Consider the following 22,298-nt stretch of genomic DNA (forward strand, 5'->3'; position numbering starts at 1 on the left):
AAAGCGCGAAGGGCCGCGGATGGCCGGTTTCCGACCACTCTGACCGGCAGACTTCTGCCTCCCACGACCGTTTCCTCCCCCACAACCACGAGTTTAGTTCTTTATAAGTCAGACGGCGTGACGTTGCTGTGGGTTGCAACGATTAGGCACGTGACAGACTGCGAGCGGGGACACCACGGGAGGAAATTGGCATGCGCGTTCTGGTGACGGGTGGGGCCGGGTTCATCGGCTCGCACTACGTGCGGGAGTTGGTGAGCGGGTCGTACCCGGCGTTCGCCGGTGCCGAAGTCGTGGTGCTCGACAAGCTCACCTACGCGGGCAGCGAGACGAACCTCGCGCCGGTCGCGGGCAAGTTCGAGTTCGTCCGGGGCGACATCTGCGACGCCGGCGTGGTCGCGGAGCAGATGCGCGGAATCGACGTCGTGGTGCACTTCGCGGCCGAGTCGCACGTCGACCGGTCCATCACCGGGTCCGCGGACTTCGTGCTCACGAACGTCCTCGGCACGCAGACGTTGTTGCAGGGTGCCCTGAACGCGGGCGTCGGCCGTTTCGTGCACGTCTCGACGGACGAGGTCTACGGCTCGATCGAGACCGGTTCCTGGACCGAGACGCACGTTCTCGAACCGAACTCGCCGTACTCGGCCTCGAAGGCTTCTTCCGACCTCTTGGCACGCGCGTTCCACCGCACTCACGGACTGCCCGTGAGCATCACACGGTGTTCGAACAATTACGGGCCGTATCAGTTCCCCGAAAAGGTGATTCCGCTCTTCGTCACCAATTTGATCGATGGCGAGAAGGTGCCGCTCTACGGGGACGGGCTCAACGTCCGCGACTGGCTGCACGTCGCCGACCACTGCCGCGGCATCCAGCTCGTCGCCGAGGCCGGCCGGCCGGGTGAGATCTACAACATCGGCGGTGGCACCGAGCTCACCAACCGCGAGCTCACCGAGCAGCTGCTGGCCGCCACGGGCCGTGACTGGTCGGCCGTCGAGCCGGTGCAGGACCGCCTGGGCCACGACCGCCGCTACTCGGTCGACATCTCCAAGATCGCCTCCGAGCTCGGCTACGCGCCGCAGGTCGACTTCACCTCCGGCCTGGCCGACACCGTCGACTGGTACCGCGAGAACCGCGCGTGGTGGGAGCCGCTCAAGCAGCGCGCGGCGCTGGAGAAGGGCTGATCCGTGATCCTCGTTCCCGGTGGTCGTGGCCAGCTCGGCCACGACCTCGCGGCTCTGTCCGCTGACGTCCGCGCGGTGTCCTCCGCCGAGCTCGACGTGACGAAGGTGACGGCCGCGGACCTGGCCAGCGCCGCCGCGGTGATCAACTGCGCCGCGTACACCGCCGTCGACGCCGCCGAGACCGACGAGGACCGCGCGTTCGCGGTCAACGCCGTCGGCCCCGGTCTGCTCGCCGAGGCGTGCGCATCCCTTGGCATTCCGATGATCCACGTCTCGACGGACTACGTGTTCTCCGGCGAGGGCACGCGGCCGTACGAGACTTCGGACCCGGTCGGCCCGAAGTCCGCCTACGGCCGCACGAAACTCGAGGGCGAACACCGCGTGCTGGAGGCGGGCGGCTACGTCGTGCGCACCGCGTGGGTCTACGGCGAACACGGCTCGAACTTCGTGAAGACCATGGCGGCACTGGAGTCCTCGCGGCCGACGGTGTCCGTTGTGGACGACCAGACGGGCTCGCCGACGTGGTCGCACGACCTCGCCGCCGGGCTGCTCGAGCTCACCTCGGTGCTGCCGCCGCAACGCCTGCTGCACGCGACCAGCGCCGGTGAGACGACGTGGTTCCGGTTCGCCCAGGCCGTTTTCGAGGAGCTCGGCGCCGATTCCACGCGGGTGCGCCCGTGCACCACGGCGGACTTCCCGCGTCCGGCGCCGCGCCCCGCCTACTCAGTGCTGTCGGGTGCTGCCTGGTCAGCGGCGGGACTGCGCCCGTTGCCGCACTGGCGAAGCGCCCTTTCGGCGGCGGTCGAGGCGGGAGTGGTAGCTCCACGTGGTGGTGCTGCGCCATTGGAGTGACCGGTCTGGCACCGCAGTTCCAATTGCGGGAGCCTGGTCGGCATGTTCGATTCCGGGCGCGAACCGCAGCGTCCCGCGACAACGGATTCCGATCGGCAGCGCTTTCTGAAGTGCGTTGCTGTTGTCACGGGCTCGCGGCAGGTGTCGCTGAGCCAGCTCGACAAGCACCCGACGAGGCCGCACTCTCGGTGACACGTTGGGGCGTCAGGGTTTCCTGACGCCCTACAGCGAGCACAACCGGGCGATCGTCTCGCGTTCATCGGTGAGACCGGGATAGCCGTGGCCATGACAGCCCTTGGTGAGCCAGGTATTCCAGGCGTCGGTGAAACTTTGCGCGCGCAAGGGATCTGTGTGCAGCAACGCGCCCATCGCCCACGGCTGGTCGTACTGGCGGTTCAACTCCGGCAGCCACCTGTCGAGATGGGTGGCGAGCCACTCGGCGTCGTCCGTGCCCCCGAACGCGGCCAGGGCGAAGCAGTAGCCCTGGCCCGCGTAGGCGGTGCGGCTCTCCACCAGGAGCGCGCCGATGCGGTCCCGGAACGCGGTGCGCCGCGCGAACCCCGCCAGGTACGAGCCGACGAGCTTCTCCCGCCAACCACCGGACAGCAGTGCGTCGATCTCGGCGTCGGTGCTCGTGAGCGCCTTCTCGCTGAGTTCGGCCACGAACTCGTCCAGGCACGGCTCGCGGAGGAAGTTCGCGTGCAACAACATCAGGTGCAACTCAGGCACGGCTGCGCCGATACGCCTCGACCGTCTTCTCCGCGCACCGCCGCCAGGTGAACCCGGACGCGTGCGCCCGCCGTCCGGACTGGGCCTCCGGAGTGGCCGGCGCCGCAACGGCCTGAGCCAAGCCGTCCGCCAGCGCCTCGACGTCGCCCACCGGCACGTGCAACGCGTGCCCACCGGCGACCTCGCGCAACGCGGGTACGTCCGAGCACACCACGGGCACGTTGCAGGCCAGGGCTTCCAGCACCGGCAGGCCGAAGCCCTCGTCGCGCGACGGCAGCACCAGCGCCGTCGCCCCGGCCACCACCGAACGCAGGTGCACGTCCGACAGGTACCCGGTCCGCAGCACCCGGCCGTCCACACCGGACCGGCCGGGCCCGACGATCACCAGCGGTGGCAGCGACGGGTCGGACGCGTGCGCCTCGACCAGGTGGTGCAAGCCCTTGCGCGGTCCGGCCGCACCCACGAACAGCAGGTACTCCGAGGGCAGCCCCAGCCTGCCGCGCAACGTCGGCGTCGGCGGGCGGGAGGCGAACCAGGCGGGGTCGACGCCCAGCGGTGTCACGACGATCTTGTCCAGCGGCACGGAGAACCGGTCCGCCACCACGGAGGCGACGGCCGCGGTCGGCGTGCAGATCACGTCGGCGCGGTGGGCCGAGAGCCGGACGAGCTCGGGCAGTCTGCGGTCGGACGGCGGCAGGTCACCGGGAGCGTCCAGGAACGCGAGGTCGTGGATCGTGACCACGCGACCGGCCCGCACCGTCGGCGGCAGCACGAAGTTCGTGCCGTGCATGACGTCGGTGAACCCGGCCAGCATCTCCACGGGCGGGAACGGGGCGCGCAGCCACATCTGGCGCAGCGCCCGTGCCGCGACGGGCAGACCGCGCGCCGTCACGTCGTGCGGCAGCACCGTCCGCAACGCGCGCCAGCCGCGCAACGTGAACGCCACCGCCCGCACGTCGACGTCGTCGGACATCGAGGCCAGTTCCTCGGCCAGTGCCGATGTGTACCGCCCGATCCCGGTGCGGTGTCCGAGCAGGGGGGTGCCGTCGAGCAGCACCTTGAGGGGTTTCGGGGATCTCGCCATTTACCTACCGCCACGCGCGATCTTGCGCAGGCGCCCCGTCGCCCGCTTGGCCAACTCGGTCGGGCCGCCCGCGTCCAGGTACTCGCGCACCAGCAGCAGGTCCCGCTTCACCTTGTCCGCCGTGCTCAGCCCTGGTGTGCGCACCATGGGGGCCGAACCGGGCAGACGGTCCGCGGCGGGCCTGGGGTTGCGGCAGAACTCGGCCAGTGGCGCGAGTGCCGTCTCCCAGGTGAACCGTTCGCGTACGACGGCGATGCGCTCGCGGCACGCGGCCGCGAACTCCTCGTCGTAGAGCACCTTCTCCAGCGCGTCGGCCAGCGCCTCCGGGTCCTCCGGGGGCACGACGACGCCCAAACCCTCCCGCAGCACCAGGTCCGCGAACGAGTCGCCGGACGTGGTGACGATCGGCAGACCCGCCCACAGGTAGTCGAGCACCCGCGTGCGGAACGCGAACGTGGTCTCCACGTGCTCGTAGTGCGTGGTGACACCGCAGTTCGCGTCGAGCAGCCAGTTCTGCCGCTCGTTGTAGGGCACCCACCCGTCGTTGAAGAACACGTTCTCGCCGGTCAGCCCCAACTGTGCGGACAACGTCCGCGTCTGGCCGGCGATGTCCATGTCCGGTACTTCGGGGTTCGGGTGCTTCATGCCGAGGAAGTACAGCTTCGCGGACGGCTGCCGCTTGCTCAGGTGACCCATCGCCTCGATCAGCGACAGCGGGTCGAACCAGCTGTAGACGCCACCGGCCCAGATCACGACCTTGTCCGCGTCCGTGACGCCCGGCACCACGTCCTTGATCGCCGGACCGGTGCGCTGCGGCGGCTTGCCCGACAGTCCGAAGGGGACGATCCCGAGCAGCGACGCCGTCGTGGGGTCGTTGTCGTACAACGTGGGCGTGAGCCGGCCCAGCGCCGCCAGGTGGCCGAGCCAGAAGTGCCGCTGCCGTTCGGACGCGCACAGGAAGAAGTCGCCGCGTTCGAGCTGCGTGTTCAGCACCTTGGTGACGGCCTCGACGTCGAGGGCGCGCTTGTCGTCCGCGTTGTCCTTGCCCTGTTCGAGCAGTTCCAGGTGCATCGGGTCGTACATGTCGCAGACCACGATCTTGGTCGACGACTGCTTCTTCACCTCGCCCGCCATCTCCAGCGCGTGGCCCTGCAGCACGACCACGTCCGCCCACGCGACGTGCGCCGGCAGTTCCTTCTGCCGGGCGCGCTCGACGGCGAACGGGGCCTCGGGCGGCGCGCACAGCGGGTTCGTCGTGACGAGCCGGACCTGGTGCTCGCCGGACAGCACGTCGGCCATGTGCCAGGCCCGGATCGCCGGACCGGCCATCCGCTCCGAGATCGCGTCGCCGGTGATCACCAGGATCTTGCGCGGCTTGCCGAACACGTCGTCGAGGCCGAGCACGTCCACGAGGATGTCGTGCGCCGCGAGGTAGCGCGGCAGGGGGTAGGCGGGCTCGAGAGCCTTGCGCATCAACGGAACCAGGTCGACGTCCGACATCCGGCGCGCGGTCTGCTCCTTCTTGCGCGACTCGGCCAGCGAGGGCATCGCCTCGACGAACTGGTCGATTGCGAGGAACCCGGCGAGCGCCTGGCGGGACACCGCGACGGGCTCGCGGTCGGCCGCGGGGTCGGCCGGGCGGCGGGTGATCTCCAGCTGCGTGGGATCGATCTCACCGCGCGCCGTCGCCCTGCGCACGCACAGCGCGAGCGCGGCCGGCAGCACCTTGGCCAGCGTCTCGTCGGAGAAGTTCTTGTACAGCGACATGAGCGCGTTGCGCTCCAGCAGGTACAGCTCGCGGCTGTGGTCGATCGAGCTCATCGACGCGTGGTGGCGGTGGAACGTGAGCGACGCCGGTTCGTAGCGGACCCGCCAGCCGCGCAGGTTGAGCCGCCAGCCGAGGTCGACGTCCTCGTAGAACATGAAGAACCGCTCGTCGAACCCGCCGAGCTCCTTGTAGACCTCGGCCCGCACGAACATCGCGCTGCCGGTGCCGAACAGCACATCCTTCGGGCCGTCGTGGCTGCCGTCGTCGGGCTGTCCGGCGTGCCGCTTGTAGCCCATGCCGAACCACGTGAGCCCGCCGTCGACGAAGTCGATCTTCTCGCCGTCCCAGTCGAGCACCTTGCTCGCGACCGAGGCGACCGCCGGTTCGGTGTGGAAGACCCTGATCGCGGCCTTGATCCAGTTCCGGTCCGCGCGCGCGTCGTTGTTGAGGAACGCGAGCACGCCGCCCGTGGAGTGCTCGACGCCGAGGTTGCAGCCGCCCGCGAAGCCGAGGTTCCGCTCCGAGGTGACGATCTTGACGCCGGGCAGCGCGGCCTTCAGCCGTGCGGTGTCGTGCGCCTCGTTGTCGACGACGATCACTTCGAGCAGCTCGGCCGGGTGGTCCACCTCGGCCAGCCCGCGCACGCAGGTGATGGTGTCGTCCGCGCCCTTGTAGTTCACGACGACGACGGACACGACGGGCAGTGAGGCTCGATCCACGCGCTAAGCCTGCCTCATCACTCTGCGCGCCCGCAGTGTGGTTGCACAGATCAGGAGCAACAGGACGGCGAGAGGTACCCCGAAGACCCATTCGGCGGACCAGTCGTTGCGCTCGGCGAACAGCGGCCGCATCACCGGGTGCCGCAGGACGGTGGCCGGGCCGGGCAGCACCTTCTTGTCCTGCTCACCCCGCACGACGATGCGCAGCTCGGCGCCGCCGGGGCAGGTGACGCGGTGCGCGAACACCGGGTTGTCCGGTCCCGGCACGTCCTCGACGCCGGTGACCTCGCAGGTCTGGGGCGTGGCGAGGACGTCCATCAACGCGCGGTGACCGTCGCCGACGAGCACCGCCGTGCCGGGGATCACGACCATGAACGCGGGCAGCACGAGCCACGCGGGCCCGAGCTTGCCGAGGCCCCAGGCGAACGCGATCGACAGCAGGCAGCACGGCACCAGCACCGCGAGCTCGTACTGCTCGGGCACCACGGCACCGAGCACCACGGCGGCGGCGACGGCGGCGAGCCCGATCACCACGAGTGGCAACGGCCGCCTCACGGCTGCTTCCTGAGCGCCCAGGCGACCGGAACGAGAAGAATCATCGCTCCGGGGACGCTTGTGACCAGGAGGAGGTTCCATCGGGTGCTGTCCGCCCAGTCCGGCAGCAGCGGCGGCCCCAGCAGGACGTCGGCCTCGCCGGTCTTCAGGCGGTCGTTCCAGTCGCGGTCCAGCTCGACCTCGCCGCTGGGGCAGGCCAGCACGTAGTCGACGCTCGGGTACTTGGCGAACGGCCGCTCGTCCTTCGCGGTGACCGTGCAGCGCTCGACGTGCCCAACGCGGTGCATCAGCACGCTGTGCACGCCGAACGTCAGCAGGAACGGCGCCAGGAGCCCGAGGACGAACGCGGGCAGCGCGATCCACTTGCGCTGGGACAGGCCGCTGACGCCCAGGGCGTAGGCGAGGCCGCCGAGCAGGGCGATGAACACCAGCCCGCGGGTCAGCGTGGCGCTCGCGCCGACGCCGAGCGCCAGCGCGGTCAGGCCACCGGCGATCAGCAGCCAGGCCGCCTTCACCGGCCTGCCCAGTCCTGCCAGACGCTCCTGCGCGACACCCCGGTCCTGACCCTCAGCCGCTGCCAGAGCGTGACCGGGAGCCTCAGCAGCACCTCCCCGATCACGCGGGTGCGCAGTCCGAGCCGGAAGTTGGCGGCGTCCGGGACGTTCCGGCGCCACGGCAGCAGCGCCGTGATCGCCAGGAACCGGGCGAACTGGGTGAGGGCGACGGACGCGGGGGCGCAGCGCAGGAGCATCAGCAGGCGGTTGCGCTCGTTCCAGCGGTGGAACAGCGCCGAGCCGGGACGCGTGCTGGCGCCGTGCTTGTGCCGGACCCGCGCCGGTCCGACCGAGATCACCCGGTGCCCGGCCAGCCGCAGCCGCCAGGCCGTGTCGGTGTCCTCGTAGTAGCAGAAGAAGCTCGCGGGCACGCCGCCCACCGCTTTCAGCTCCGCCGTCCGCAGGAGCGCCGCTCCGCCGCAGAACCCGAACACCTCGCGCCCGGCGAGCACGACGTCCCTGCCGTGGCCGTCGGCCGTCAGCGCCACGCCGACGGACTGCGTCGAACCGTCCGTGAGCAGGATCGAGGAGGTGGCGGCGGCCGCTCCGGGATCGCCCGCGAGAGCGCTCTCCAGCTCGGCCAGCCACGACGGGTCCGGCGCCGCGTCGTCGTTGAGCCACGCCACGTACGGGGTGTCGACCATGTCGAGGACGGCGGCGAGCCCGCCCGCGTACCCGCGGTTGCGCGGCAGCCTGACGACCTCGTGCCCACCGGGATGCGCGGCGATCAGCTCGGCCGTGCCGTCGTCGGACGCGTTGTCGACGATGATCGTCCTATGTGGACTCTTCTGGGCCCTGAGGGCGTCCAGGCACGCCGTGACGTGGTCACGGCCGCGCCACGTCACGACCACCACGGTGCTGACTGCCGACACGGCGTGAGACGGTACGCGACGTGCCAGAGCTGGTAGTGCTGACCGAGCAACTCAACGCCCCGGTCCCCGGCGGCACCGGCCGCTACACCGCGGAGCTGCTGCGGGCGTTGCGGGAGACCGCGCCGCAGGGGTGGTCCGTGGTGACCGCGGCGACCGCCCGCGCCGACCGCGTGATCAGGGTGCCGCGCCGCGCGCTGGTGGCGTTGTGGGAGCGCGGCCTCCCGCCGAAGCTCGGCCCGCACGTGCACGCCCCGACGCCGCTCGCGCCGTTGCCCGGCGCGGTCGTCACCGTGCACGACGTGGTGCCGTGGACGCACCCGGAGACGCTGACGCCGCGCGGAGTCGCCTGGCACCGCAAGGTGATCGCGCGGGCGGCCCGCGAGGCGCGCGCTCTCGTGGTGCCGACTTCCGCTGTGGCGTCTCAATTGGAAGCCTGTGTGCGGGTGGAGGTGCCGGTCCACGTCGTGCCCAACGGCGTGACGCGACTGGCCGGTGCGCCGGCAGAAGACCTGCCCCCGTCGTACGTGCTCGCGGTTGGGACCATCGAGCCCCGCAAGGGCTTCGACCTGCTGGTGCGGGCGACCGAACGGCTGGGGGTGCCGCTGGTCGTGGTCGGTCCGCAGGGCTGGGGCGACGTCGACCTGCGCGCGCCGCACGTGACGTTGCTCGGCAGGGTCCCGGACGCGCGGCTCGCCTCGGCGCTCGCCGGCGCGACCGTGCTGGCGGCGCCCAGCCTCGCCGAGGGGTTCGGCCTGCCGGTGCTGGAGGCCATGGCCGCGGGCGTGCCCGTCGTGCACTCCGACGACCCGGCACTGGTGGAGGTCGCGGGCGGCGCCGGAACCGTCGTGCGGCGCGGCGATCTGGCCTCGTTGACGGAAGGATTGCGTGCCGTCATGGCGGATCCTGATCACACAGTCGAGGCCGGGATCACCCGCGCGAGTGAGTTCACCTGGGCAAAGACAGCGCAGGGTGTCTGGCGCACCCACGCTGTACGACCGGATTAGTGCATTCCCGTTAGACGCAAAAGCAAATGACATTACGCTAGCTGATCGTGCCCACCGCCGAACCCAGCGTGTTGATCGACGCCACCGCGATCCCCGCGGACCGCGGTGGCGTCGGCCGTTACGTTGATTCGCTCGTCGCGGCGCTGGACGCCGACGGAGCCAGACTTTCCGTCGTCTGCCAGCCGCGCGACGAGGAGCTGTTCACCAAGATCGCGCCGAACGCCCGCGTGGTCAGGGCGGCGGACGCCGTCGCCACCAGGACGGCCCGCCTGGCCTGGGAACAGACGACGCTGCCCCGCCTGATCCGCACGCTCGGCGTCGACGTCGTGCACTCCCCGCACTACACGCTCCCGCTGGCCGGCAAGGCCGCCTCGGTCGTGACGCTGCACGACGCCACCTTCTTCACCGACCCGGTCCTGCACTCCTCGGTGAAGGCCCGCTTCTTCCGCGCCTGGACCAGGGCGTCGCTCAAGCGCGCCGACCTGTGCGTGGTCCCGTCCCAGGCGACCGCCGACGAACTGGTCCGCGTCGCCGGCGCCGAACGCCGAGTCCTGCACATCGCCCAGCACGGCGTCGACACCGAACGCTTCCACCCGCCGTCACCGGACGAGGTCACGGCCGTCCGGCGCTCGCTCTCGTTGGGGGACATGCCCTACGTGGCCTTCCTGGGCGCCCTGGAACCGCGCAAGAACGTCCCGGCGCTGATCCGCGGCTTCGCCCAGGCGATGGTGGGCCGCGCCGACCCGCCCGCCCTGGTGCTCGCGGGCCAGCCCGGCTGGGACAGCCAGGTCGAGCGCGCCCTCGACTCCGTCCCGCACCGCATCCGCGTGATCCGCGCCGGCTACCTGCCGTTCGAACAGCTGGCCGGGTTCCTGGGCGGCGCCCAGCTGGTGGCGTACCCGTCCCTGGGCGAGGGCTTCGGCCTGCCCGTCCTGGAGGCCATGGCGTGCGGCGCCTGCGTGCTCACCACCCGCCGCCTGTCGCTGCCGGAGGTGGGCGGCGAGGCCGTCGCCTACTGCGGTGTCGGCGCCGGTGACATCGCCGCCGCGATCGCCGACCTCCTGGACGACCCGGCTCGCCGGTCCTCGCTGGCCGCCTCCGGGCAGCAGCGGGCCAAGGACTTCTCGTGGGCGGTCAGCGCGGACCGCCACCGCCTGGCCTACGAGCGCGCGGCCCTGGTGCGCCAGCGCCGGTGAACCGGCTCGGCGTGATGCGTCGTCAGCGGCTCTGCCAGGCGGCGCTAGGGTGACGCGCGTGAACTACGGCGACGGACTTGGTGTCGTGACGGTCACGTACTCGCCGGGCGAGACGCTGGCTCCCTTTGTGGACACCCTCGACAAGGCCACCTCCCGACCGGTGCAGGTGATCCTCGCCGACAACGGGTCGACCGACGGGGTGCCGGAGGAGGTGGCCGCGTCCCGCGACAACGTGACGTTCGTGTCCACCGGCGGCAACCTCGGCTACGGCGGCGGAGCCAACCGCGGTGTCGCCGCGCTGGGCCCCGACGTCGGGTGGGTGCTGATCTCCAACCCCGACATCGAGTTCGCCCCCGGCAGCGTCGACGCGCTGATCGCGGCCGCCGAGCGGTGGCCCAAGGGCGGGATGTTCGGGCCGCTGATCCGGGAGCCCTCCGGCGAGGTCTACCCGTCCGCCCGGCTGCTGCCCTCCATCGGGCGCGGGGTCGGGCACGCGGTCTTCGGCGCCGTGTGGAAGTCGAACCCCTGGACCAGGGCCTACCGGCAGGAGATCGCACCGGTCGAGCGCGTCGCCGGGTGGTTGTCCGGGTCGTGCTTCCTGATGCGGCGTGAGGCCTTCGACGCGGTCTCCGGGTTCGACGAGCGGTACTTCATGTACTTCGAGGACGTCGACCTGGGGGAGCGGGTCTCCGCCGCCGGGTGGCTGAACGTCTACGTCCCAGACGCCGAGGTCACGCACATCGGGGGGCACTCGACCGGTCGGTCCTCCGCTCGGATGCTCCGCGAGCACCACCGCAGCGCGTACCGGTACCTGGCCGATCGGCACACCGGGGTGCTGTGGGCACCGTTCCGGCTGGCGTTGAAGGCCGGGCTGGGGTTGCGGGTGTGGGCGTTCACCCGGAAGTCCTGACGCGGCCGCTGGTTCCCGGGCCCCCGCGGATCTGATCCGCGGGCGCGTGCCCGGACTCACATGTCGCCGCTGAGCCGCTGCGTCAGCGTGTTGCGCGCCTGCTGGTGGTTCGACACGGTCGGGATCACACCCGGCCGCACCACCTGTGTGATCTCCGCGTCGTCCTTGGGGGCCTGCTGCGCGGGCATCGACTGCGGTGGCTTGTGCTGCGCCGCCATCGGCTGGGTCGGCATCGGCGCGCCCGGCGCCTGGTGCGGGTGCTGCTGCTGGCCCATCTGGGCGGGCTGCAGGATCATGGTCGAGTCCGGGTCTCGGCGCGGGTCCATGGCGTTGACCAGGGCACGAGGGATCTGTTGCGTGTCCGAGGAGTCCATCGGGGACGTCATGTTGTCCGGCGTCACGATGTTCCGCCCACGTGCGCGGGCGCGGGCGAGCATGGCGTCGGCCCGGTCGCGGGGGTCCATGTCGGATTTAGCTCCTTGCCGGGACCAGATCCCATATGACGATCTGCTTCGTGTCAGAGTATTCCGTCGAACGGCTTGCTGTAACGCGGAGGAGGAAAAAGGTGCACGGCGTCGAAGCTGTGGTGCTGGTCGGGGGCAAGGGCACCCGCCTTCGCCCGCTGACCCTGTCCGCCCCCAAACCCATGCTCCCGACCGCGGGGGTGCCATTTTTGACGCACCTGCTGTCGCGGATCAAGGAGGCCGGCATCACCCACGTGGTGCTGGGTACGAGTTACAAGGCCGAGGTGTTCGAGGAGTACTTCGGGGACGGGTCGAGGCTCGGGCTGGAGCTCGAGTACGTGGTGGAAGAGGTGCCGCTGGACACGGCGGGCGCGATTCGCAACGTGGCCGACAAGCTGCGTGAACCCGACGTGATGGTCTTCAACGGTGACATCCTGTCGGGCGTCGACCTGACGGGGATCGTCGACACGCACCGCGAGCACGAGGCGGACGTGACGTTGCACCTGGTGAAGGTGGCGGACCCCAGGGCGTTCGGGTGCGTGCCGACGGACGAAGAGGGGCGCGTCCAGGCGTTCCTCGAGAAGACCGAGAACCCGCCGACGGACCAGATCAACGCCGGTTGTTACGTGTTCCGGCGTGAGGTGATCGACGCGATTCCCGCCGGGCGGCCGGTGTCGGTGGAGCGCGAGACGTTCCCCGGGCTGCTCGAGGCGGGCCGGAGGTTGCAGGGGCACGTGGACGCCACGTACTGGCTGGACCTCGGCAAGCCGGAGGCGTTCGTGCAGGGGTCCGCGGACCTGGTGCGCGGCGTTGCTCCGTCTGCCGCAGTTGCACAGCCCGGCGACTACTTGGTGCTCGACGGCTCTGCTGTGCACGAGGGTGCGACCCTCCGAGGTGGCAGCACGGTCGGTGCGAACTGCACGGTCGCGGACGGTGTTGTGCTCGACGGCGCGATCCTGTTCGACGGCGCTGTCGTCGGTGAGGGTGCTGTTGTGGAGCGTTCGATCGTGGGTGCCGGTGCGCTCGTGCAGGCCGGTGCGGTTCTCAGGGACGCCGTGGTCGGCGACTCCGCGGTGATCGGCGCGCGGTGCGAGTTGATCGGGGGAGCGCGGGTGTGGCCGGGTGTGGTGTTGCCCGAGGCCGGCGTGCGCTTCTCGACGGATGCCTAGCAGAGCCTGGACCCCACCGTTCCCATTGGACCTGGGCGCGGTGCTCGGAACGTTGCGCCGCGGACCCGGCGACCCGTCCTTCAGTGCGGAGGGCGGCGTCTGGTTCGCGGCGAACACACCGTGCGGCGCCGGCACGTTGCACATCACACGTGCCGGTGCCGAGGTGGTGGCGGAGGCGTGGGGTGAGGGCGGGCCGTGGCTGTTGGACGGCCTGCCCGCCCTGCTCGGCGCGGACGACCCCGTGGACGAGTTCGTCGCGCACCACCCCGTGATCGCCGAGTCGCGCCGGCGGAGGCCCGGGCTGCGGCTCGGGGCGACCGGACGTGTCTGGGACCTGCTGTTCGCCTCGATCCTGGAGCAGAAGGTCACCGGCCTGGAAGCCTTCCGGACGTGGCGCGAGCTGGGACGGCGGTTCGGTGAGAGCGCTCCCGGACCGAAGGCGCTGAAGGTCCCCCCGACACCGCAGCGGTTGCTGGGCCTGCAGGACTGGGAATGGCACCAGTGCGGGCTCGACGGCGCACGCCGCCGGACGTTGATCAACGCGGCCCAGGTCGCGCACCGGCTGGAGAAGGCCGCCGAGATGCGCAGCCGTGAGCTGCTGGAGAAGGTGCCCGGCATCGGCGTGTGGACGTCGGCCGAGGTGGCCCAACGGGCCTGGGGCGATCCTGACGCCGTGAGCGTGGGCGACTACCACGTCGCGAAGAACGTCACGTGGGCGTTGACCGGCACACCCGGCGACGACGACGGGATGATGGAACTGCTGGAGCCCTACACGCCGCAACGCCACCGGGCGGTCTGCTACCTGCTGGCGGCCGGTCTGACGCGGCCGCGGCGAGCACCGAGGTTCTCGCCGCGCGACTACCGCAGGTTCTAGCGGAGGCGCGCGAGAGCGCTCTCGATCAGAGGGTGAAGGTCGTCGACGTTGTCCGGCAACGAATCCAGCGGCCACCACTGCAGGTCGACGGACTCGGCCGACCGCACCGGCTGCGCGCCGACGGGCGCGCGCACCAGGAAGCGCACGTCGAAGTGCCGCGTCGGCTTGCCGAGCGAGCACGTGATCGGGTGCACGTCGAGGTGGACCGGCGCCGGCTCGATGCGCAGGCCGCGCATGCCGGACTCCTCCGTGGCCTCGCGCAGGGCCGCGTCGGCCAGGGTGGCGTCCCCTGGCTCGCAGTGACCGCCGAGCTGCAACCACCGGCCCACGCGCGGGTGCAGTGTCAGCAACGCGTGCTCCGCGGTGGCGTCCAGCACCAGAGCGGAGGCCGTGATGTGCCCGGGCTCGCAAGATCGCTGGCAAGCGTCCTCGCGGGCCGCCAGGAAGCCCAGGTAGGCCTCCTTCAGCGCGTCCTGTCCCGGGAACCGGCTCAGCGTCGAGACGGCGTCGGCGTGCAGCGTCACAGTTCGATCAGCCCTTCCAGCGGCTCGCGCGGAACGAGCGGCTCGACCGGGTGGCCGACCGCTACCGCGCCCAACGGTTCCCAGTCGCCCGGAACGCCCAGAACGTTTCGCACCACGTCCGCGCAGAAGATCGTCGACGACACCCAGCACGAGCCCAGGCCCTCGGCGGCCAGCGCCACCAGCAGGCCCTGCACGGCGGCGCCGCCGGCGATCGTGAACATCGTCTTCTCGGCGGCCGCGCGCCGGTCGTCGGGGTAGGTGTGCGCCCCGTCGCGCACGAGGAACGGCACGACGATCTCCGGCGCCTGCACCAGCAGGTCGCCCCGGCGCACCCGCCGTGCGATCTGCTCGGGCGTGAACCCGTCGGCCCGCAGATCGTTTTCCCACTGCTCGCGCATCGCCTGCAGCAGTTCCGCGCGCTTCTCCCGCACCAGCACGAACCGCAGCGGCTTCGTGTGGTGCGGCGCGGGCGCGGTCAACGCCGCGCCGACGGCCCGCCGGAGCACCGCGAGGTCGACGGGCTCGTCCGAGTAGAACCGCACGGACTTCCGCATCAGCACGGCTTCCGAACGGCCCCGTGCCAGCGCCTCCTCCGTGCCGAGGCTGAACAGGTCGTCCTCGACCGGCCGGTTCAGGTCGCGGGCCGTGGACCCGTCGTCCACCACGTCGAACCCGCGCAGCACCGCCACCGGCACCGCGCCGAGCTTGCCCTTCACCAGGTCCGCGGCCGCCGCGATCTCGTCGGCGACAGCGACCATCGTCACGGCGAGCTGGTTGCCGTGCTCGTCCACCGCACCGGCGTAGTCGTGCAGCACGCGGATGCCGGACGCGCCGATCGCGGCGTCGGTCTGGCCCATCCGCCACGCGCGGCCCATCGTGTCCGTGATCACCACGGCGACCTCGACGCCCAGCGACGACTTCAGCGCGGCGCGCAGCGAAGCGGCGGAACCGTCCGGGTCGACCGGGAGCAGCGCGATCTCGTCGCCCGCCACGTTCGAAGCGTCCACTCCGGACGCTGCCTGCACGATGCCGAGCTTGTTCTCGGTGATCAGCGTGCGCATCTTGCGGGCGAGCACCCGCACCGACTCCGCGTCGACGTGCTCGCGCCGGATCCTGTCGCGTTCCTCCGGATCGGCCGGCACGCGCACGAGCCGTCCCTCTACTTTGGACAGCACCTTGGACGTGACGACCAGCACGTCGCCGTCGCGCAGCCAGGGCGCGGCCGCCGCGATCGCGCCGGCCAGGTCGTCGCCGGGGCGGAACTCCGGCAGGCCCGTGACCGGCAGCAGCTCCAGCGCCGCCGCGGCGTGGTCAGTCAACTTCGACTCCGGCCAGTTCCAGCGCGGCGCGGGCCATCTGCGCCGTCGCGTCCACATCGGACATCAGCAGCGGAACGGCGCGCACCGCGACACCGGGCACGTCCGCGCGGTCGCCGGTGTGCACCAGCCACGCGTCGAGGATGCCGTCCTCGGAGCACTTGCGGGAACCGTAGAGCTGCCCGACCGCCTCGGCCGAGGTCTCCACGCCGATCGCGTCCAGGCAGGCGTCGGCCATGCCGCGCAACGGTTTCCCGCCGATGATCGGCGACAGGCCCACCACACCGGCCTCGGTCTTGCGCAGCGCGTCGCGCACGCCGGCCACGTTGAGGATCGTGCCGACGCTCACCACGGGGTTGGACGGCGCCAGGACCACGGCATCGGCCTCGCCGATCGCCTCCAGCACCCCCGGACCGGCGGTGGCCGTCTCGGCGCCGACGTACGCGAACGACTTCGCGGGCAGACCGGCCCGGTGCTTGACCCACCACTCCTGGAAGTGGATGGCCTTCGTCTCACCGTCGATCTCCACGACGACGTGCGTCTCCACGCGGTCGTCCGACATCGGCAGCAGCCTCACGCCCGGCTTCCACCGGTCGCACAGCGCCTCCGTCACCGCGGACAGCGGGTAGCCGGCGCGCAACATGCGGGTGCGAACGAGGTGCGTCGCGATGTCCCGGTCGCCCAGGCCGAACCACGTCGGCTCGGCGCCGTACGCGGCGAGCTCCTCCTTGACGGTCCACGACTCGCCCTCGCGACCCCAGCCGCGTTCGGTGTCGATGCCACCGCCCAGCGTGTACATGCAGGTGTCGAGGTCGGGCGTGATGCGCAGCCCGTGCATCCACACGTCGTCGCCGGTGTTCACCACCGCCGTGACGTCAGCTCCGAGAGCTTTGAGTCCCTGCAGGAACCTCGCGCCGCCGACCCCGCCGACGAGTGCTACGACCTTCACGCCCGCCCATGCTTCCACAGCGCCGATCCGCCCCTGCAGCCGATCCGCCCCTACAGGTAGCGCCAGAACGAGAACGCGGCCGAGCCGGCGTAGGCGTAGCCGGGCTCGCCGCCGACGGCCTGGAACAGCGCGGTCGACACGTCGAAGAACACCTGGCTGACCGCGCTGAAGCCGATCAGGACGGCGAACAGCACCAGCGGCGCCCACGGCCGCGCCTTCGCGCCGAACCGCTGGGCGCTGTACGGCAGGAACGGCTCGATCGCGCCCCAGCCGTCCAGACCGGGGATCGGCAGGATGTTGAGCACGAACGCGAACACCTGCAACAAAGCAAGGTACGAAATCGCGGAGGCCAGTGCGGCCGGCGGCGAGAAGATCGCGACGACGAGCGCGAGCAGGACGCCGATCACGAGGTTCGACAGCGGGCCCGCGAGTGAGACCAACGACTCGATCTTCTTCGACCGGAGGGCGTGGTGGTTGATCCACACCGCACCACCCGGAAGGGGGATTCCGCCCATGACCAGCAGCACCAGCGGCAGGACGATGCTGAGCACCGGGTCGGTGTAACGACGGATGTCGAGAGTCAGATAACCCTTGTCACGTACCGAAAAATCGCCACCCTTGTACGCGACGGCGGCGTGCCCGAACTCGTGCAGGCACAGCGTCACCGCCCACCCGGCGAGTACGAACAGGATGGTGCCCGAGATGATGGCGGCGTCACCCTCGAGAAGGGTGAGGGCGGCTCCGGCGGCGGTTGCCGCGAGCAGGCCGAGGAACAGTGGGCTGGGGCGAACCGCTGATCGCTTCACCCCTCCAGTGTGGCGTGTCGACTGGCCTTGTGGGCCGTTCGAGGACGGGTTGCAACACATGAATCACTGTCCGTGCGGTCCGTCAAGGTTTTTGCGGCCATCTGCGGGAATATCCCCCGACGTGTGGACTCCGCTTGACCGCCCGCTGTGACGCAGGTGTAATCACATCGGTGTCATTCGTCGTTGTGGGAACGGCGTCTGGCGTCCGCCAACCGGGGAGAGCGGAAGGCGAGGAGGCGGACGAAATGCAGGAATTCGAAGAGCTCGAAGAAGATCACGTCGCGCAGCCGGTCGTGCAGGGCGAGCTGTCGTACCTGTTCGACCCTGCCGACGAGCAGGACTGGCAGGAGCGTGCGCTCTGCGCCCAGACGGATCCGGAGGCGTTCTTCCCCGAAAAGGGTGGTTCGACTCGGGAGGCCAAGCGCATCTGCCTGGGCTGCGAGGTTCGTTCGGAGTGCCTGGAGTACGCGCTCCAGCACGACGAACGCTTCGGCATCTGGGGCGGACTCTCGGAGAGAGAACGCCGCAAGTTGAAGAAGCGAGCCGTCTAGTCAGACAGAAGCGTGATCTTTCTGCCTTAACTTGAGGACGTGACAAGTCCTCACCCGAGGCTCCGGACAGCGCCGGTGCTGTGCGTCCTGGTCTGCCACGACGGCGACCAGTGGCTCAGCACGGCGCTGTCTGCCTTGCGGCGCCAGCGAATCCTTCCGCGGCACGTGATCGCGGTCGACACCGGGTCATCGGACCGGACGGCAGAAGTCCTGGCAGAAGCCGGAGATCTGCTGGACGGCGTGCTGAGCGCGCCGAGGGGCACGGGTTTCGGCACCGCCGTGCGCATCGCCGTCGAGCACGCCGTCGAACGGTGGGGCGATCCGGGCAGGTGGCTGTGGCTGCTGCACGACGACAGCGCTCCCGAACCGGACTGCCTGGCCGCACTGCTGACCGCGGCCGAGGTCTCGCCGTCGGTCGCCGTACTGGGTCCGCTGTGCCTCGATTGGGTGGATTCTCGTCTGGTCGTCGAGGCAGGTCTGTCGACGGATTCTTCAGGACATCGACAGACTGGGCTGTCTTCGGCCGAACATTCCGCATCGTTTCAGCAGAGCACCGAGGTTCTCGCCGTCTCGTCAGCGGGTTCGTTGATCAAACGTGAGGTTTGGCACTGCCTCGGCGGCTACGACGAAGCGATGCCGCTGCTGCGAGATGATCTCGACTTCGGCTGGCGCGCTAATCGCTCAGGTCATTTGGTCCTGTGCGTACCGGTCGCACGCATGCGACATGCCCGCGCCGCAACTAAAGGCGCACGCCGTTTGGACGCGGCGATGGCACGGCCCGGTCCGTCATTTCGTGGCGTCGACCGCGCGCACGGCATGCGCACTTTCTTGGTCAATTGTTCCAGAACATCGTTTCTCGTCGGAGTTCCGCGGCTGCTGTTCCTGTCGCTGCTGCGCGCCCTCGGCTTCCTGCTCCTCCGGCGTTTCGCGGACGCACACGCCGAGGTCGGCGCCGCCCGCTACCTGCTGACGCGGGGCCGTTTGCTCGAAGGCCGCCGCGCGCGCAAGGGCTCCGCCGTCGTCCGCGGCCTCTTCACCAGCAGACTCACCCGGCTGCGCAACGCGATCCGCGCCGGCGCCACCTTCCTGATCCGCCGCCGGGTCGAGGCCGACGCCGCACTGGGTCGTTTGCCCGCAACCGATGCGAGCGCGACCTGGCTCGAACCGTCCGAAGTGGACTCACGCCCGGTCGGCCCGTCGGCACTACCCGCCGGCGCCTCGCGCGGCCGCCCCCGCGTCGCCGGCCTGCGCCGCCCGCCCGTCGTCGTCTCCGTGGACGCCGCGCTGCCCGGCGCCCTGCGCCCGTCCCCGCGCCCCCGCCCGTCTCCGGGCCCGCGCGCCTCGCCGGGCGTGGTCTTCGTCGAGGTCGACCAGTCGCGCGTCCTGCGCTCCCTGCTGCTCGCGCCCCCGGTCCTGCTGCTGCTCAGCCTGTCCGCGGTCGCGCTGATCGCGAACTGGCCCCGCCTCGGCCTCGACCTCGCCGGCGGCCGGCTGCTGCCGGTGGGCTCGGCGGGGTCGGTCTGGTCGACCTACCTGTCGTCCTGGCACCCGGTCTTCGGCGGTACCGCGGCCCCCGCGCCCGCCGCACTGGCCGTGCTGGGCCTGATCCCCGGCGGCCCGTCGTTCGCCGTCGCTCTTCTCCTGCTCGGCGACATCCCCCTCGCCGCGTTGTCGGCCTACATCGCGTCACGCGGCTTGCGCGTACGGCGCTCCGTGCGCGCGGTGGTCGCCGCCTTCTACGGCCTGCTGCCCGTCGCGACAACGGCCGTGTCCGAAGGCCGCCTGGACGTCGTCGTCGTGCACATCGTCACGCCCGTGGTCTTCGCCGGCGTCTACGCCGTCTTGCGCGCGTCGTCCACGCACGCCTGGTTGCCCATGGCGTCCGGCACCGCCATCGGCGTCGCCGTGCTGGGCGCTTTCTCGCCGTTGACGCACGTCGTGGTGATCGTGGGCGCCCTGGCCGGCTTCGTGGCGGTGACGGGCGGTGCGCGCCGGATCGCGGCCCTGTTCGCCATCGTTTTGCTGCCGATGGCGTTGCTTCTGCCGTGGCCCGCCGTGTTGTTGCAGCACCCGGAAATGGTGTTGAACGGCCTGGGCGCCGCCTTCGAGTCGCCGCCGCCGAACCTGATCGTGTGCTCGGTCTTCGTGGCGGCCGGGTTCGCTGCCGCGGTGCTGCGGCCGAGCGTGCTGATGCTGCCCGGGCTGTTGGTGATCGTGCTGGCGATCGGGGCTTTGGCGGCGGTGTCCGCGGTCGGGGCCTGGCCGGGAACGCCGCTGGTGATCCTCGCGTGGGGGCTCGTGTGCGTGGTGCTCGCCGGGTGCCAGCGCGGAGTGCCGCCTGGCATCGCGCGGCTGGCTCGGGTTCGGCGGACCGTGTACGTCGTGGGCGTGGTGACGCTGGCCAGTCTTGGGGTGGCCGGGTTGCTGGACCTGCGGTCCGGGCCGTTGAAGGCCGGTGGCGGGGTGGCGTTGAACACGTCGCTCACGGCCGAGTTGGAGCGCTCCGGGCGTTCGGTGCTGATCCTCGGGTCGCCCGCACGTCAGGTCGCGGGCCGGATGCCCGCGTTCGGGGACGACGACCTCGTGCCCACCGCGTCGTCGCCGGCCCGGTTGCGCCGGTGGAACTCCTCGTTGCTGGAGGGGGCCCCTCCTGCCGTGAAGATGACGTTGGCCCAGGCGGCTGCTTCCGGGGTGTCGTTCGTCGTGCTGCCCTCGGACGAGATCGCCGGCAAGGTCCGGGCGGCCGCGGGGGAGCTGGTCTCCGATGCGCCACGGGCCACCGACGGACGGCCGGTGCTGCGGATGCGGCTGACCGCGGACACCGGGGTGTTGCTGGCACCGGACCTGGCTCGCCGCGCCCGGACCGGTGGGGAACCGCCGGACTCGGTGTCAGCCGATGGGGTGGCACCCGTGAACGTGACGCTGCCCGAGGTGGCGGTGAAGGTGTCGCCCGGCGGGGAGGGGCGGGTGCTGGTGCTGGCCGCCGAGGACGAGCCGGGGTGGCAGGTGTCCGTCGACGGGGTGCGGGTGCCCGTGGTGCGGGCCTGGGGCCACCTGGTCGGAGCGCCTTTGCCCTCCGGTGGGGCCGAGGTCCGGGTGTCGATGAGCACGACGCTGCGCGACTTCCTGCTGCTGGGGCAGGCGGCGGCGTTGTTGTTCACGCTGCTGACGGCCGTGCCCACTCGACGGAAGGGCGCGCAGGGTTCCTAGTCGCTGCCCACCGGGGCTGCGCGGTGTGAGAGGGGTCTCAGCCCTCGTCCACCACGTCCGGGTCCAGGCCCAGGTAGTTCGCCACCTGCTCCACCAGCACGTCGTGGACCAGGTCGGCCAGGTCGCCGCCGTCCTTCGCACGGGCCTCGAGAGGGCGGCGGTAGAGAACGATCCGGGCACGGTTGTCCGAGCCCGCGGGCAGCAGGCGCGCGAGGGGGACGTTGCCGTCCTCCACGACGCCGTCCTCGCCCTCGACCTGCACTTCCGGCACGTCGTCGACGGCCACGTCGAGTTGGGTGAGCTCGGTGCGCCAGCGGGTCTCGATCGGTTCGAGGGCCTCGATGACCAGGGCGTCGAAGCGTTCGGCCCGGGAGCGGGCCGCGGGGAGGGTGGCCGGGTACAGGGGCCCGCGCAGGCCTCGGCCGTGCCGGTCGCGGTTGCGCCGCCGCGGCGAATTCTGCCGTTGTGAACCCCGTGCCATCACCACAACCGAGCAGCCTAGTTGCTGCCCCCGGCGACTAAACACAGCGTGCCTCACACACAGCCTCCCGTGGACGCGCTATCGTCCCGGATCGTGCGGAGCGTGAGACGGTGCTCGCGAACCGGGTGTGCTAACCCGGCTGTCGCCACGCTCACCTACGCCTATGCGGACTCCACCGCGGTCGTCGGGCCGCTTGCCACGTACTCCGAGCCACACAGTTACGACCTGTGTGAGGAGCACGCGTTGCGGCTCACGGCTCCACGTGGTTGGGAGGTCGTGAGGCATCAGGGTGAGTTCGCGGCGCCCGAGCCGACTGTGGACGACCTGACGGCGTTGGCCGAGGCCGTGAGGGAAGCTGGGCGGGCTGATGTGAGCCCGAAGCTGCCCGACGTGCCTGCGGGCTCCCACAGGCGTGGGCACCTGCGGGTACTGCCTGATCCGCACGAGGACTGAACGACCACACGCACCACTAATCTTCTCGCCGGTAGGCTGCTCGACCAGTGGCCGTCAAGAGCGAGTTCCCTGGGAGTGTG

At 70.8% G+C, this 22,298-nt stretch carries 22 protein-coding genes; 10 read left to right on the forward strand and 12 right to left on the reverse strand.

What is annotated here, in order from left to right; all coding sequences use genetic code 11:
* Positions 1-191: 191 nt before the first annotated feature.
* Positions 192-1,178: a dTDP-glucose 4,6-dehydratase gene (gene rfbB, locus IE307_RS40175; protein WP_191304723.1), complete on the forward strand. Its 987-nt coding sequence runs from the start codon at positions 192-194 to the stop codon at positions 1,176-1,178.
* Positions 1,179-1,181: 3 nt separating this feature from the next.
* Positions 1,182-2,030 (forward strand): dTDP-4-dehydrorhamnose reductase, encoded by an 849-nt coding sequence (rfbD, locus tag IE307_RS40180; protein ID WP_191304724.1) that lies wholly within the window; start codon positions 1,182-1,184, stop codon positions 2,028-2,030.
* A gap of 222 nt (positions 2,031-2,252) precedes the next feature.
* Here the strand turns inward: rfbD and IE307_RS40185 are convergent, their stop codons facing one another.
* The 6 genes from IE307_RS40185 to IE307_RS40210 are packed head-to-tail and all read right to left on the reverse strand — an operon-like array spanning position 2,253 to position 8,311.
* Positions 2,253-2,759 (reverse strand): DUF6000 family protein, encoded by a 507-nt coding sequence (locus tag IE307_RS40185; protein ID WP_191304725.1) that lies wholly within the window; start codon positions 2,757-2,759, stop codon positions 2,253-2,255.
* Positions 2,752-3,843, reverse strand: a complete 1,092-nt coding sequence (locus IE307_RS40190; protein ID WP_191304726.1) for a glycosyltransferase family 4 protein — start codon at positions 3,841-3,843, stop codon at positions 2,752-2,754. The genes IE307_RS40185 and IE307_RS40190 overlap by 8 nt, the downstream gene beginning before the upstream one ends.
* Complete coding sequence (locus tag IE307_RS40195) at positions 3,844-6,330, reverse strand: glycosyltransferase (RefSeq protein WP_229905537.1); 2,487 nt, start codon at positions 6,328-6,330, stop codon at positions 3,844-3,846.
* A 3-nt stretch (positions 6,331-6,333) separates the two neighbouring features.
* Positions 6,334-6,885: a hypothetical protein gene (locus tag IE307_RS40200; RefSeq protein ID WP_191304727.1), complete on the reverse strand. Its 552-nt coding sequence runs from the start codon at positions 6,883-6,885 to the stop codon at positions 6,334-6,336.
* Entirely contained in the window at positions 6,882-7,400 is a 519-nt protein-coding gene (locus IE307_RS40205) for a hypothetical protein (RefSeq protein WP_191304728.1), read from the reverse strand. The genes IE307_RS40200 and IE307_RS40205 overlap by 4 nt, the downstream gene beginning before the upstream one ends.
* Positions 7,397-8,311 carry a glycosyltransferase family 2 protein gene (locus IE307_RS40210; protein WP_229905538.1) on the reverse strand — a complete coding sequence of 305 codons (915 nt, stop codon included), beginning with the start codon at positions 8,309-8,311 and terminating at the stop codon, positions 7,397-7,399. Before IE307_RS40210 ends, IE307_RS40205 begins: the two co-directional genes overlap by 4 nt.
* A 20-nt stretch (positions 8,312-8,331) precedes the next feature.
* Here IE307_RS40210 and IE307_RS40215 point away from each other — a divergent pair, with 20 nt between their 5' ends.
* The 3 genes from IE307_RS40215 to IE307_RS40225 all read left to right on the forward strand — a co-directional run bounded on the left by IE307_RS40215 (position 8,332) and on the right by IE307_RS40225 (position 11,421).
* The gene (locus tag IE307_RS40215) at positions 8,332-9,315 is read left to right on the forward strand and encodes a glycosyltransferase family 4 protein (RefSeq protein ID WP_191304729.1); all 984 of its coding nucleotides are present in this window, start codon (positions 8,332-8,334) and stop codon (positions 9,313-9,315) included.
* A 68-nt stretch (positions 9,316-9,383) separates the two neighbouring features.
* Complete coding sequence (locus IE307_RS40220; protein WP_191304769.1) at positions 9,384-10,511, forward strand: glycosyltransferase family 4 protein; 1,128 nt, start codon at positions 9,384-9,386, stop codon at positions 10,509-10,511.
* A gap of 58 nt (positions 10,512-10,569) precedes the next feature.
* On the forward strand, positions 10,570-11,421 hold the full coding sequence (locus IE307_RS40225; protein ID WP_308436436.1) for a glycosyltransferase family 2 protein: 852 nt from the start codon (positions 10,570-10,572) through the stop codon (positions 11,419-11,421).
* 56 nt (positions 11,422-11,477) lie between these two features.
* Here the strand turns inward: IE307_RS40225 and IE307_RS40230 are convergent, their stop codons facing one another.
* Complete coding sequence (locus IE307_RS40230) at positions 11,478-11,885, reverse strand: hypothetical protein (RefSeq protein WP_191304731.1); 408 nt, start codon at positions 11,883-11,885, stop codon at positions 11,478-11,480.
* A 101-nt stretch (positions 11,886-11,986) separates the two neighbouring features.
* Between IE307_RS40230 and manB the strand changes: the two genes are divergently transcribed.
* Together manB and IE307_RS40240 are read left to right on the forward strand one after the other, a co-directional pair.
* Positions 11,987-13,054, forward strand: a complete 1,068-nt coding sequence (gene manB, locus IE307_RS40235) for a mannose-1-phosphate guanylyltransferase (protein WP_229905539.1) — start codon at positions 11,987-11,989, stop codon at positions 13,052-13,054.
* Positions 13,047-13,928, forward strand: coding sequence for a DNA-3-methyladenine glycosylase family protein (locus IE307_RS40240; protein WP_191304733.1), 882 nt, complete (start codon positions 13,047-13,049; stop codon positions 13,926-13,928). The genes manB and IE307_RS40240 overlap by 8 nt, the downstream gene beginning before the upstream one ends.
* On the opposite strand, the gene IE307_RS40245 is transcribed toward IE307_RS40240, so the two are convergent.
* Genes IE307_RS40245 through IE307_RS40260 form a run of 4 tightly spaced genes read right to left on the reverse strand, consistent with a single transcriptional unit; the run spans position 13,925 to position 17,523 of the window.
* Positions 13,925-14,452 carry an NUDIX hydrolase gene (locus tag IE307_RS40245; protein WP_191304734.1) on the reverse strand — a complete coding sequence of 176 codons (528 nt, stop codon included), beginning with the start codon at positions 14,450-14,452 and terminating at the stop codon, positions 13,925-13,927. The two genes, IE307_RS40240 and IE307_RS40245, sit on opposite strands and share 4 nt — an antisense overlap.
* The gene (locus IE307_RS40250; RefSeq protein ID WP_229905540.1) at positions 14,449-15,771 is read right to left on the reverse strand and encodes a coenzyme F420-0:L-glutamate ligase; all 1,323 of its coding nucleotides are present in this window, start codon (positions 15,769-15,771) and stop codon (positions 14,449-14,451) included. Before IE307_RS40250 ends, IE307_RS40245 begins: the two co-directional genes overlap by 4 nt.
* Positions 15,764-16,717, reverse strand: coding sequence for a 2-phospho-L-lactate transferase (gene cofD / locus IE307_RS40255; protein WP_191304736.1), 954 nt, complete (start codon positions 16,715-16,717; stop codon positions 15,764-15,766). The genes IE307_RS40250 and cofD overlap by 8 nt, the downstream gene beginning before the upstream one ends.
* A gap of 50 nt (positions 16,718-16,767) precedes the next feature.
* A complete protein-coding gene (locus tag IE307_RS40260) occupies positions 16,768-17,523 on the reverse strand; it encodes a site-2 protease family protein (RefSeq protein ID WP_191304737.1) in 756 nt (251 codons plus the stop codon).
* Positions 17,524-17,768: 245 nt separating this feature from the next.
* Between IE307_RS40260 and IE307_RS40265 the strand changes: the two genes are divergently transcribed.
* Both IE307_RS40265 and IE307_RS40270 read left to right on the forward strand, forming a co-directional pair.
* Positions 17,769-18,074: a WhiB family transcriptional regulator gene (locus IE307_RS40265; protein ID WP_229905541.1), complete on the forward strand. Its 306-nt coding sequence runs from the start codon at positions 17,769-17,771 to the stop codon at positions 18,072-18,074.
* A 39-nt stretch (positions 18,075-18,113) separates the two neighbouring features.
* The gene (locus IE307_RS40270; protein WP_191304738.1) at positions 18,114-21,284 is read left to right on the forward strand and encodes a glycosyltransferase family 2 protein; all 3,171 of its coding nucleotides are present in this window, start codon (positions 18,114-18,116) and stop codon (positions 21,282-21,284) included.
* Between the two features lie 37 nt (positions 21,285-21,321).
* Here the strand turns inward: IE307_RS40270 and IE307_RS40275 are convergent, their stop codons facing one another.
* A complete protein-coding gene (locus IE307_RS40275) occupies positions 21,322-21,765 on the reverse strand; it encodes a metallopeptidase family protein (RefSeq protein ID WP_191304770.1) in 444 nt (147 codons plus the stop codon).
* Positions 21,766-21,858: 93 nt separating this feature from the next.
* Here IE307_RS40275 and IE307_RS40280 point away from each other — a divergent pair, with 93 nt between their 5' ends.
* The gene (locus tag IE307_RS40280) at positions 21,859-22,218 is read left to right on the forward strand and encodes a DUF3499 domain-containing protein (protein WP_189154299.1); all 360 of its coding nucleotides are present in this window, start codon (positions 21,859-21,861) and stop codon (positions 22,216-22,218) included.
* The last annotated feature ends 80 nt before the right edge of the window (positions 22,219-22,298 follow it).

This window comes from Lentzea cavernae (assembly GCF_014653695.1).
GTDB lineage: Bacteria > Actinomycetota > Actinomycetes > Mycobacteriales > Pseudonocardiaceae > Lentzea > Lentzea cavernae.

What these genes read in the sequence shown, in the direction of transcription:
- rfbB (WP_191304723.1), top strand. Translation starts at nt 192, where the DNA reads ATGCGCGTTCTGGTGACGGGTGGGGCCGGGTTCATCGGCTCGCACTAC.
- IE307_RS40190 (WP_191304726.1), bottom strand. Translation starts at nt 3,843, where the DNA reads ATGGCGAGATCCCCGAAACCCCTCAAGGTGCTGCTCGACGGCACCCCC.
- IE307_RS40230 (WP_191304731.1), bottom strand. Translation starts at nt 11,885, where the DNA reads ATGGACCCCCGCGACCGGGCCGACGCCATGCTCGCCCGCGCCCGCGCA.
- IE307_RS40240 (WP_191304733.1), top strand. Translation starts at nt 13,047, where the DNA reads ATGCCTAGCAGAGCCTGGACCCCACCGTTCCCATTGGACCTGGGCGCG.
- IE307_RS40265 (WP_229905541.1), top strand. Translation starts at nt 17,769, where the DNA reads ATGCAGGAATTCGAAGAGCTCGAAGAAGATCACGTCGCGCAGCCGGTC.
- IE307_RS40275 (WP_191304770.1), bottom strand. Translation starts at nt 21,765, where the DNA reads ATGGCACGGGGTTCACAACGGCAGAATTCGCCGCGGCGGCGCAACCGC.